Origin of the sequence: Streptococcus australis (genome assembly GCF_040226615.1) — a bacterium.
Taxonomy (GTDB): domain Bacteria; phylum Bacillota; class Bacilli; order Lactobacillales; family Streptococcaceae; genus Streptococcus; species Streptococcus australis_E.
In genome coordinates this window covers 89,874-101,744 of sequence record NZ_JBCOAT010000004.1, presented here as the reverse complement: position 1 = coordinate 101,744, position 11,871 = coordinate 89,874, and the positions used below count along the sequence as shown (strand labels likewise).

The following is an 11,871-nucleotide window of genomic DNA, read 5'->3' as shown; positions in this document are numbered from 1 at the left end:
ACGCGCTTGTGGAAACCGAAGTGCTTAACGATCCTGAGCCTGATTCGGAGATACTTAATGACACCGACTGGCTGATCGACGCTGACTCACTGGCTGATACAGAAATACTCAACGAGTCTGAAACCGACTCCGAAATACTTTCCGAGGCAGACTGACTGACCGACTCTGACTTAGAGGTCGAAACTGACTCACTGGAGGAAACCGAAGTGCTCAACGATCCTGAGACTGATTCGGAGATACTTAATGACGCCGACTGACTGAGCAACTCTGATTGAGATGTCGAAATTGACTCGCTTGTGGAAACCGAAGTGCTTAACGATCCTGAGACTGATTCGGAGATACTTAATGACGCCGACTGACTGATTGACTCGGATTGAGATGTCAAAATTGACTCACTTGTGGAAACCGAAGTGTTTAACGATCCTGAGACTGATTCGGAGATACTTAATGACACCGACTGGCTGAGCAACTCTGATTGAGATGTCGAAATTGACTCGCTTGTGGAAACCGAAGTGCTTAACGATCCTGAGCCTGATTCGGAGATACTTAATGACACCGACTGGCTGATCGACTCGGAGTCTGAGGTCGAAACTGACTCACTTTCTAAAACCGAAGCACTTAACGATCCTGAGGCTGATTCGGAGATACTTAATGACACCGACTGGCTGATCGACGCTGACTCACTGGCTGATACAGAAATACTCAACGAGTCTGAAACCGACTCCGAAATACTTGCCGACGCAGACTGACTGATCGACGCTGACTCAGAGGTCGAAACTGACTCACTGGAGAAAACCGAGGTACTCAACGAGTCTGAGACTGACTCTGAAACACTTGCCGATACAGACTGACTGATCGACTCTGACTCGGAAGTCGAAAATGACTCACTTATGGAAACCGAAGTGCTCAACGAGTCTGAAACCGATTCCGAAACACTTGCCGACGCCGACTGGCTGACTGACGCTGACTCAGAGGTCGAAAATGACTCACTGGAGGAAACCGAAGTGCTTAACGATCCTGAGACTGACTCTGAGACACTTGCCGATACCGACTGACTGAGCGACGCTGACTTAGAGGTCGAAACCGACTCACTGGAGGAAACCGAGGTACTCAAGGATTCGGAGACTGACTCTGAGACACTTGCCGAGGCAGACTGGCTGATCGACGCTGACTCAGAAGTCGAAACTGACTCACTGGCAGAAACCGAAGTGCTCAACGAGTCTGAGACTGATGCTGAGATACTTGCCGACGCCGACTGACTGACCGACTCTGACTTAGAAGTCAAAAGAGAAGCACTTAACGATTCTGAGACTGATTCTGAAACACTTATCGACGCTGACTGACTGATCGACGCTAACTTAGAAGTCGAAAGAGAAGCACTGGCTGATACAGAGGTACTCAACGATTCTGATCCACTTACAGATTTTGACTGACTCTCTGAAAGCACCACACTGACTGATGTAGACTCACTTTCTGAAGCTAATGCAGATTCTGAAAGTCTCTCTGATTCTAGAATACTCAAAGATTGAGATGCCGCTTGTGATACCGAGAGACTTGTAGAGAGCGAGGTGCTTTGAGAAACAACGATTGATGTTGATGCACTCTCCGATTCTGAATAGTTCTCAGACAAAGACTCTGATAACTTGGCCGATTGTGACCGCATTTGAGAAGTACTTTGCACTTCAGATACGCTCAGTGAATAACTCACCGAGAGCGACTGCGTTCGAGGATCCTCTGTCAAAGGCACCTTTACAGTATTGGACGTATCATCCTTAAAGACAACCGTAATGTCTCCAGTTGCAGAGACTGAATAGCTCTTAAAATCCTTAGACGCCAGTAGACGTGGATTTCCTGCCTTGAATTTTTCCCAAATCTGCGCTTTTTCAGACTCTGTCAGATTGGTCAAATCAGTCACTTGAGTATTAGAAGTCACTGGAGCAATTGGATTTCGGATACCATCATTTTGAGGTAACACTTTAATGCGGAAAGAACGGTCGAGGAACTGATTTCTAGCATTGGTAAAACGAACCGTGATTGTATAAGTCTTCCCAGGTTCGACAACCTCTGTACCTCCTACTTTCCCTTCAATCAACATGGGAGCAAAAGGCGATTTCAAGGTTGCATTGGGAACGAGAACCCCCTCAACCCGTTCACTATTGGGAGCATAGCCCATATAAGTGAGAATGACGCCACCATTCTGCTCTCTCACAATGTATTGCAACCTAATTGGATCTGAATTATAAGCTGTAATGAGATGATTATTTGCCGGACCGCTCATGACAAAAGGAGTACGAAAGGCACTGTCCGCTTCTAAGGCACTACCTGTACGCGGATCTCTCTTCCCTGATTGCTCTCTTAACACAGCATTGACCAAGCGATTCCGAGCAGACTTGGCCTGAAGAAGAGTCGCCTCTCCATCTTGATCCGGATTGGCTAATTGGTTACGGATCGCCTCCAGAGCCTCTTCCGCTTCCAACACAACTCCTTCTCCACCTTTCAATTCTTTCGCTTGCTCTATATAGGAATAAAGGTCCCGAGCTATACTTTGAAGCTGTTTGTCCCTAGCAGGATCTGAGACGGTTACAGCCTCTTGAACCCCATTTGAAAGGACGCTAACTTCCGTCATTGAAGTAGAGAGTGCTTCAGAATGCTTCATGAACAAAGTAGTAGAAAGAGACCCACTCTGTAAGTCTGATGAAGACCACTCGCTCGTAGACAGACTTGTCATTGACGACTGTTCCACACTGCCTAACACCAAGCTATCTTTACCAACCACTCCCACTTCTGAAGCTACTTCTGACTGTATAGTTGGATCTGCTAGTTCATCAGCAGTTGCTTGATGCACGATTGACGTCGCACCTATAATGGATCCAGTAGCAATCAAGCCTTTTAAGGCTATAGAGCTTGGAGCATCCATACTAGAATGATTGGAAACATCTCTTTCTTTTTTAGGTCGTAAAAAAGAAGCATTCAAACAGGCTACTCGAATCCAATGTTTCCCCGATTTTATTAATTTAAATCTCGTCACTCTATTCCATGTTTTTTTTAGCAAGGTAAGAATGCCCCTCTCTCCTCAAAAATTATTCTCTCTTGATTATACATGATTGAATCCTATTTTCAATCATTTTGGCTATATCTATGCTCTAACTCAGCAAAAAAGCCATCGAATCGATGACTTTTTAGAAATGAACAGCATGTTTTCGAAAGCTGATTCCTATTTAGAAATTTCTGCCAACATTTTCTCAATGTGTTGGATGGATTTTTCACGTCCAAGCAAGTAAATGGTATCTGGCAATTCTGGACCATGCATTTCACCTGAAACAGCGATACGGATTGGCATGAAGAGATTTTTCCCTTTGATACCAGTTTCCTTTTGGACCGCTTTGATTTGTGGGAAGATATTTTCTACCACAAACTCATCGTCTGACATGGCTTCGAGTTTTGCTTTGAAGGCTTCAAGTACAGTCGGAACCGTTTCACCAGCCATGACTTCTCGCTCAGCTGCTGTCAATTCTGGGAAGTCTGAGAAGAAAAGGTCTGTCAATGGAACGATTTCGTCCACCGACTTCATTTGTGGTTTGTAGAGTTCCACCAATTTCTCAGCCTTGTCTGTTAAACGACCTGCTTCTTCAAGGAATGGTTTGGCCATTTCAAAGATAGTCTCAAGATCCGCATTCTTAATGTACTCATTACTCATCCAGTCCATTTTCTTCTGGTCGAAGGCTGCTGGAGACTTGCTGAGACGGTTTTCATCAAAGAGGTTAATGAGTTCTTGACGAGAGAAGATTTCATCTTCCCCACCAGGATTCCAGCCAAGAAGGGCGATGAAGTTAAAGACTGCTTCTGGAAGGTACCCTTTCTTACGGTAATCTTCGATAAATTGAAGGGTGTTAGTATCACGTTTAGATAACTTCTTACCAGTTTCAGAGTTGATGATCAAGGTCATGTGACCAAATTCTGGTGCTTCCCAACCAAGTGCTTCATAAACCATGAGTTGTTTTGGTGTATTGGCAATGTGGTCATCTCCACGAATGACATGAGAGATTTGCATATCGTGGTCATCGATGACAACGGCAAAGTTGTAGGTTGGGTAACCATCTTTCTTTTGGATAACCCAGTCCCCACCGATATTGCCGCCTTCAAACTCGATATCACCTTTGACCATGTCATGCCACTTGTAAATACCAGACTCATTAACTGCCAAACGAACAGTCGGGATGATGCCCGCTGCTTCACGTTCTGCAACGTAAGCTGCTTTTTCTTCTTCGCTCATACCAAGGTATTCATTGATGTAGCGAGGTGTTTCACCTGCTGCTTCTTGGCGTTCACGTTCTGCTGCCAACTCTTCTTCTGTCACATAAGACTTATAGGCTTTTCCTTCAGCCAAGAGTTGGTCGATGTATTTTTGATACAATTCCAAACGTTCAGACTGGCGGTAGTTTTCATGCGTCTCTGGACTTTCATCCCAGTCCATGCCCAACCAACGCAGGTTTTCAAGCTGTGAACGTTCTCCGTCTTCGACATGGCGTTTGCGGTCCGTATCTTCGATACGGATGATAAAAGTTCCACCATGGTGGCGCGCATACAAGTAGTTAAACAATGCTGTACGAGCATTTCCGATGTGTAGTAGTCCAGTTGGACTTGGTGCATAACGCACACGAATATCTTTAGTCACGTATGTTTCTCCTAATTGTTCATTGATTCTGGGCTTCTCATCTAACTGGCCCAGGTACTTTTCACTCTATTATAGCATATCTCCCAAGGAGTAGCTTCCTAATCGAGTCGTTCTTCTAGTTCAAAATTGATCGGCAGGGTAGCTAAGAAATGTTCCAACTCCCGCTCCCAATAAAACCATTCATGTTTTCCTAGTCCATGGCTGTAAGTGATATCAAAGCCGAGATCCTTCAGATGATCCACAGCTATATTGTTGGCCTCATACAGAGCATCTTGCTCTCCGCACCAAGCCCATAAGACCGTCTTTTTATCTGAGTACTTCTCCGCAATGCTTTCCAAGGAGTAAGGACTTGTCGTCCAATCTTCTAGCTTTCCAAAGACCCCTTGCCAATAAGCTGTACTTTCAAGGTCGGTGTTTGCCAGTTGACGCCCCTCAAAGCTAAGAGCACCAGAAAAGCTAGCGGCATGCGAGAAGCGATTGGTTTGAAGAGCCAGTTTGAAAGAGCCATAGCCCCCCATCGATAGACCAGCAATAAAGGTCTTCTCCCGCTTCTTAGTCATATTGGGGAAGAAACGTGCCAAGGTCTTAGGCAATTCCTCTGCGATGGCCGTGTAATAGGGATAACCATACTGTGTATCTGTATACCAACCATTATTGGTATTAGGCAAAACGACAATCAAATTGGTCGAACGTAGGATCCGTTCTACATTGGTCCGTTTCAACCAGGAGTACTGATTGCCATTCATCCCATGAAGGAGATAGAGGACCGGGATATCTTGATCATCCGGATTTTTCACCCGAGACGCATCTGGATAGAGGACGTTGATCCCCCACTCCATTGCGAGCGCTTCTGAATAATATTCAATCTGCATTACTGCCATCTATCTTTCCTCACCATTTCTTTCTTCTTTGACAAGAAAAAGCCGACGATCGACTTTTCCTCTTATGTTAATCTTAGCGTACTTCCATGACAACTGGCAAGATAGCTGGTCGACGTTTGGTCTGGTCAAAGAGGTACTTAGCCAAACTATCACGAACAGCACTCTTGAGCTCACCCCAATCGAAGCTGTCCTGAGCCAAGTATTCTTCCACACTTTGGTTGACAATTTCTGCACTTTCGCGCAAAATATCGCGACTCTTCTTCACGTAGACAAAGCCACGGGTGTGAACTTTTGCCTTCGAGATGATGCGTTTCTCACGACGGTTAACCGTAATAGCCACAATAAAGATACCATCTTCTGAAAGGACTTTCCGGTCACGGAGAACGACATTCCCAACATCTCCGATGGCATTCCCATCGATGAGAACATCTCCTGCAGAGACGCTACCAGCTGGGACGAAGTCCCCATTGTCATATTCCATGATGGAGCCTTTTTTCGGAATGAAGATATTTTCAGGCAAAATCCCCACTTCCATAGCAAGTCTTGCATGGGCATCCAATTCACGGTATTCCCCTTGGATTGGGAACAGATAGTTCGGACGCAGTAAGTTGATCATCAACTGCAGATCACGCGCATTTCCATGTCCTGATACACGCAAGCTTTGAGTAATCTGTTTGACGACTCCTCCTGCTTGGTAGACCATGTTTTCTACACGTGCCATAACCGCTTCTTTGGCGATAGATGGAGTTGTTACGATATAGACCAAGTCACCATCCTTGATTTCGACATAGCGGTGACGGCCAATGGACATCTTACGAAGTCCGTTGATCGGCTCACCCATACGTCCAGTTTCAAGAATAATCAATTCATGGTCCTCAAAACGAGACATTTCTTTTGGCTTGATCAATAATTTTTCGTTGGCCAAAGAAAGCTTATTTAAACGAATCCCTGTCCGGACGATATTTTCTACGTCAAATCCAGTCAAAACAACCCGACGCCCTGTCTCTGCAGCTGCATCAAAGACCTGCTGGATCCGTGATAGGTTACTAGCAACAGCAGCAACAATGACCCGGCCATCCCAGTCCCCAATGGTATCCAGGATTTCATCTCCAACTTCTTGCTCGCTAGCTACTTGAACAGTGCTGTCAGCATTAGCAGAGTCACTCAAGAGAGCTAGCACGCCTTCGCGTCCAATCTCTGCCAAACGAGCAAAGTCTGTCGCATAAAACTCACTCGCTGTCTGGTCAAACTTGAAGTCTCCTGTATAAACGATGTTCCCCTCAGGAGTCTTGATGACAATTCCTAAACTTTCTGGAATAGAGTGGGTTGTCTGGAAGAAGGAAACAACGGTTCCTCCAAAATCGATTTCTGAATTGGCATCGATCACATGGAAGTCATTGAACTTCTTGACACTGTCGTTACTCTTGACAAAGAGCTTGGCCAACTCGACGGTCAACTCCGACCCAAATACTGGAACTTTAGCCTCCGCTAAAAGATAAGGAAGTGCTCCGATGGCATCCGCATGCCCGTGCGTTAAAAAGACCCCTGCGATACGATCGCTATTCTCAAAGAGGTAGTCCATGTTGGGAATAACAACATCGACCCCTAGTTGCTCATTTTCTGGATACTTGAGACCAGCATCCAAAACAAAAATAGAGTCATTTACTTCAGCTATGTAGAGGTTTTTCCCGTTTTCACGGACTCCACCTAAAGTAATCAACTTAATGTTACTCATGTTTTCTCCTTTATGTGATGGTTCATACTTACGGTCCTTGGCTCACCAAGTCGAATTACAGTTTTGCAAATTTCTTGCATATCTAGAACATTATACTATTTTTTCACGATTTTTTCAAAAGTCAGATCAAACAAAAGAGGCTGGGACAAAAGTCCTAGCCTCTCAATTGTCTTTGGATTTTCGAGCAAGACGCAGTGGTTGAGTGGGCTCTACTACGCTGGTTTCATCAGCTTTTACAGCCCTACTCAACTTTGCGGAGGTGGGACGACGAAATCCAATCCTAACGAATTACCGATTTCTGTCCCACTCTCACTTTATTAAGGACTAAGACGACAGCCTAGATTGTCAACTCTGTCAAAAAGAAACACTAGTCCGTATGATAGTCATTTTTCTTATTCTCAATCACCCGTATCGCTGCCTTGATGACGTGAAACTCATTTAGCAGTTCTTCTAGGTGGTGGTAATTCCGATCGCTAAGCGCCCCCTTCTTAAGGGTTTGGGACAAGCTATAAAATCGATCGACATGCTCATCAATATTGGCCAGCAATTCTTTGGCTTCTTTTAAGCGATAGCGATTTAGAAGCTTGCTTTGACTATGTTTATAGGCGAGCACATTCTCACGATGAATGTCTTGACAGACTTCCTTCTGTTCTTCATCCACCGTCAAATTGACCGCTTGAAAGCAGGTAATAAACTCCCGATTCTTCAGATCACACACAAAGACGACACCGTCCTCTGCTACATAGGCTTCCGTATCGGGTCGTTGGTCAAAACTACTATCAAAATGATGAAGCGAGGGCACGTGCTGATTGACCCAGCGTCTCAACTGATCTCCATCAACTCCAAATCGTTCCATTGCTCTTTCTTTAAAGTGATCTCGACAGCTATATTCATGTGCATATGGCAAGCCCACAGCCCTCACCTCGACTTTCTATCATGACAGACAAAAAGACCTCCAGTCTTACGGGACTAGAGGTCTGGTCTGCTTCACTGACAAGAGGCGATTAACCATTTAGGCTAACGAAAACAACAGTTATGATTTTCATTTCTATTCATGGTACGTTCTCACATACCAGTGGTTTTCTTTGCAAGTTCTCTTTCAGTTTTGTTACAAAGCACTCAGTTGAGCATACCGAAGTTCGAAAACCATCTAAAGCTTCCACTACTATTTCCACGTATTTCAATGTCATTTAGTAAGTTAAGCAGACTTACTTGACGGCTCAACCGATTTAACATTTCCGACGTTCTGGCTTTTTTATAAAAAGCACAATCAAGTGTCAGCGAAGGCAGACCTAAAACGAAGTAACCTAATGTATGAATCTATAAGGCATTGGTATCAACCCCTTCTCCCTTATCTTCACCTATAGTATACTCCTTTAATATCAGTATTGCAAGCGATTACACACTGAAACTAGTTTCTAAATTTACTCAAAGAAACGGTAGTAATCAGTCAAGTCCATCTTAGCCTTTTCCTCTTGATTCAAGTCCTGGATAATCTTTCCATCCTTCATGACAATCAAGCGATTCCCGTACTTAAGTGCATCCTCCATATGATGGGTAATCATCAAGGCAGTCAGGCGATCCGTTTTGACAAATCGATCCGTCAGCTCCATCAAGGCCTGACTCGTCTTGGGATCGAGGGCAGCTGTATGCTCATCCAAAAGTAAGAGTTCAGGACGTTTCAGGGTAGCCATCAACAGACTCAGAGCCTGACGTTGTCCACCAGATAAGAATTCTACCGCCGTATCGACATGCTTCTCTAAACCATTGCCAATCTGGCTTAAAACCTCTTTAAACTCGTCTTTGTACTGGGCAAGGCGACGAGGAATCAAGCCCCGCTTTTCTCCTCGGAATTTTGCAATCAGGAGATTCTCAGCCACTGTCATACGAGGGGCTGTCCCCATCTTTGGATCTTGGAAGACCCGGGATAGGTATTTGGCCCGTTTTTCCGGACCATAGTGCGTCACGTCCTCTCCCTTGATCAAGACTTGACCACTGGTCAGCACAAGGGTTCCCGCCAGGGTGTTGAAAAGGGTTGACTTTCCAGCACCATTGCCCCCAAGAATGGTGATAAAGTCATGCTCATGAATCTCCAAAGAGACATTGTCCAAAATGACTTTTTCTTCATTCAAGCCATTGTTCACCACGATGGTGGCATTTTTTAATTCTACAATTGCGGTCATTTGCTGAGTTTGACTCCTTTCAGCAGTTTCTCTTTAAAGGTTGGAATCATGAGACAGATCGCCAAGATGATAGCACTAAAGATACGGATATAGCTGGTATTGACCCCAATAGCAATCACAGCCCAAATCAAGAATTGATAAATGATCGATCCAATAACGATACTGAGCAAACGTTCTGCTAAGGTTAGTTTTGAGAAAAGGACCTCTCCGATAATCAAGCTAGCCAGACCAACGACGATGACCCCGATCCCCCGAGAAGCATCTGCATAGCCTTCTTGCTGGGCCATCAAGGCACCTGACAAGGCAATAATCCCATTGGAAACCACTAGCCCCATCAACTCCATCCGACTGGTATGGATCCCAAAGCTCTTAGCCATCTCAGGATTGTCTCCTGTTGCGATATAGGCCTGTCCCAATTTGGTATCCAAGAAGAAGATCATAGAGGCAATCACTAGGGTCACAAAGATGATCCCAATGATAATCTCGTTTACGCCATTGGCGATAGGAATCATATCTTGGATTTTTGAGTATCCTAGTAAGCCTAGGTTGGCCCGTTGCATCACAAAGAGAATGACAGAGTTACAGGAAGTCATCACCAAAATCCCCGATAACAGCGTCGGAATCTTTCCTTTGGTATAAAGAAGACCTGTAGCCAATCCAGCCAAACACCCAGCGCCTACGGCCACTAGGGTAGCTAATAAAGGATGAACCCCTTTGGTGATCAAGGTTACCGCGACGGCTCCCCCTAATGGGAAAGAGCCCTCTGTAGTCATATCCGGGAAATCCAAGATACGAAAGGTCATAAAAATCCCCAGTCCCAAAATAGCCCAGATCAAGCCTTGTGAAATAATCGAAATAAGCATATCTTTGTCCTAACTATTGTAAATATCCTCTATTGTATCATATTGCCAGACGTGATTTCAATGCTTTCAAGAAATAACAAAAAGGCCCCACTCCTTAGAACGAGGCCTCCTTGTGGAAAACTAAACCATTTACGATCCTAGCGGGAATCGTTAGTGTCTACCACTTGTTTAGTCTTCGTTTTTCTTGCGTCTTGCAAGACCAGCAAGTCCTACCAAACCAAGAGCAGCGCCTAACAATGCAGCAGAAGCTGATTGTTCTTCACCAGTAGAAGGAAGTTCTGGTGCTGGCGGTGTTACCGGTGGTGTTGGTGGTGTCACCGGTGGTGTTGGTGGTGTTACCGGTGGTGTTGGTGGTGTCACCGGTGGTGTTGGTGGTGTCACCGGTGGTGTTGGTGGTGTCACCGGTGGTGTTGGTGGTGTTACTGGTGGTTTCGGTGGAATTACCTTGTTGTTGAACTCAGTATCTTCCGGTAATTGAGAAGTTGCTGTTAAGACTTTGCCTTCTTTAGTAACTGTTACTGTTACTGTAGCTACCATCTTATCGTATTCAACTCCTGCTTCAGTACCTTTAACCTCTTCCACAGTGTAAGTGTAAGTTTTAGCTTTTTCATCTCCACGTTTGAACTCTAATGCAGAGAACTTGATGTTTCCTGATGCATCGTTCTTAACTGTTTCAATAACTTTTCCATCTTTATCTTTAAGTACGAAGCTAAATTCACCTTCTTTTAGCTCACGTCCTTCAAGTTTCTTAGTGAAGTTAAATTCAACTTTAGTTGGGATGTTAACGACACGTTTTTCTGTTGGTTTTTCTGGTTTCTCAACAGATTTCTTAGTTGGATCGTATTGGTGAACAGTTTGTGAAGCAGTATTTTCGATATCTACACCATCTTTAGCTGTTGCTTTGATAGTTGCAGGGATCTCAAACTTGTAGTAACGTCCGAATGCCAATTTAGCAGTGTCGATTACTGGAGTGTTTTCTGCATCGCCAAGTGACTTAGTCAAGTCTGTCTTAGAAGTTGCAGTGATCACACCATTTTCAACCTTGATATCAAATTTAGCTGTCACATCTTCTCCTGTTACAGAGTCGTATGCTTTAATTTCTGCTACGTTGACGTCTAAGTTTTCGCTGTCATATTTATCTGTTACACCTACAGATTGAATATTGTGCGCTTCAGTGAACTTAGTTGTATCCAACCATACTTGGTAGTATACTTTATCACCCTTCTTAAGTGTCTTCGTATTGATATTTTGAGCTTCGTTGTTATCAACCTTATCGGCATATGGATCTTTATTAGTATCCGCTACCTTGTCTGCCAACTCTTTATCATCGTCAACAAGTTTGTTACCTGTAATATCGAATTTAGATTCATTCAGGATATACTTCTCTGGGTTGAATTCTGGAGTTTCTGGTGGAGTCACCTTGTTGTTGAACTCTTTATCAGCGATTTCGCCAACAGTCGCTACAAGAACTTTAGCTGTTCCGTCGTGTGATACTGTAACTGTTACATTCGCTTTCATTGTATCGTATGTAACG

The 11,871-nt window shown here is 44.4% G+C and carries 9 protein-coding genes and 1 pseudogene; 2 read left to right on the top strand and 8 right to left on the bottom strand.

From position 1 onward, the window contains the following. Nucleotides 1-512 precede the first annotated feature (512 nt). Nucleotides 513-749, top strand: a complete 237-nt coding sequence (locus tag ABT997_RS05270; protein WP_350018914.1) for a hypothetical protein — start codon at nt 513-515, stop codon at nt 747-749. A 141-nt stretch (nt 750-890) separates the two neighbouring features. Beyond that, nucleotides 891-1,055, top strand: a complete 165-nt coding sequence (locus ABT997_RS05265; RefSeq protein WP_350018913.1) for a hypothetical protein — start codon at nt 891-893, stop codon at nt 1,053-1,055. A 755-nt stretch (nt 1,056-1,810) separates the two neighbouring features. Here ABT997_RS05265 and ABT997_RS05260 read toward each other — a convergent pair. The 8 genes and pseudogenes from ABT997_RS05260 to ABT997_RS05225 all read right to left on the bottom strand — a co-directional run. After that, nucleotides 1,811-3,028 (bottom strand): annotated as a pseudogene (locus ABT997_RS05260) (KxYKxGKxW signal peptide domain-containing protein); the annotation flags it as partial. 186 nt (nt 3,029-3,214) lie between these two features. Then, the gene (gltX, locus tag ABT997_RS05255; RefSeq protein WP_343093925.1) at nt 3,215-4,675 is read right to left on the bottom strand and encodes a glutamate--tRNA ligase; all 1,461 of its coding nucleotides are present in this window, start codon (nt 4,673-4,675) and stop codon (nt 3,215-3,217) included. A 98-nt stretch (nt 4,676-4,773) separates the two neighbouring features. Further along, entirely contained in the window at nt 4,774-5,556 is a 783-nt protein-coding gene (locus ABT997_RS05250) for an alpha/beta hydrolase (protein ID WP_343093926.1), read from the bottom strand. A gap of 73 nt (nt 5,557-5,629) precedes the next feature. Then, entirely contained in the window at nt 5,630-7,291 is a 1,662-nt protein-coding gene (locus ABT997_RS05245) for a ribonuclease J (protein WP_006595487.1), read from the bottom strand. A 367-nt stretch (nt 7,292-7,658) separates the two neighbouring features. Further along, nucleotides 7,659-8,147, bottom strand: a complete 489-nt coding sequence (locus ABT997_RS05240) for a hypothetical protein (RefSeq protein WP_343093927.1) — start codon at nt 8,145-8,147, stop codon at nt 7,659-7,661. Nucleotides 8,148-8,715: 568 nt separating this feature from the next. Then, entirely contained in the window at nt 8,716-9,474 is a 759-nt protein-coding gene (locus ABT997_RS05235; RefSeq protein ID WP_343093928.1) for an ABC transporter ATP-binding protein, read from the bottom strand. Next, the gene (locus ABT997_RS05230) at nt 9,471-10,337 is read right to left on the bottom strand and encodes an ABC transporter permease (protein ID WP_343093929.1); all 867 of its coding nucleotides are present in this window, start codon (nt 10,335-10,337) and stop codon (nt 9,471-9,473) included. Before ABT997_RS05230 ends, ABT997_RS05235 begins: the two co-directional genes overlap by 4 nt. A 168-nt stretch (nt 10,338-10,505) precedes the next feature. Further along, a partial coding sequence (locus ABT997_RS05225; RefSeq protein ID WP_350018912.1) for an SspB-related isopeptide-forming adhesin occupies nt 10,506-11,871 on the bottom strand: 1,366 nt, incomplete at its 5' end.

Excerpts from the sequence above, each read along its gene's own strand:
- ABT997_RS05265 (WP_350018913.1), top strand. The coding sequence starts at position 891 with ATGGAAACCGAAGTGCTCAACGAGTCTGAAACCGATTCCGAAACACTT.
- ABT997_RS05250 (WP_343093926.1), bottom strand. The coding sequence starts at position 5,556 with ATGGCAGTAATGCAGATTGAATATTATTCAGAAGCGCTCGCAATGGAG.
- ABT997_RS05245 (WP_006595487.1), bottom strand. The coding sequence starts at position 7,291 with ATGAGTAACATTAAGTTGATTACTTTAGGTGGAGTCCGTGAAAACGGG.
- ABT997_RS05240 (WP_343093927.1), bottom strand. The coding sequence starts at position 8,147 with ATGGAACGATTTGGAGTTGATGGAGATCAGTTGAGACGCTGGGTCAAT.
- ABT997_RS05235 (WP_343093928.1), bottom strand. The coding sequence starts at position 9,474 with ATGACCGCAATTGTAGAATTAAAAAATGCCACCATCGTGGTGAACAAT.
- ABT997_RS05230 (WP_343093929.1), bottom strand. The coding sequence starts at position 10,337 with ATGCTTATTTCGATTATTTCACAAGGCTTGATCTGGGCTATTTTGGGA.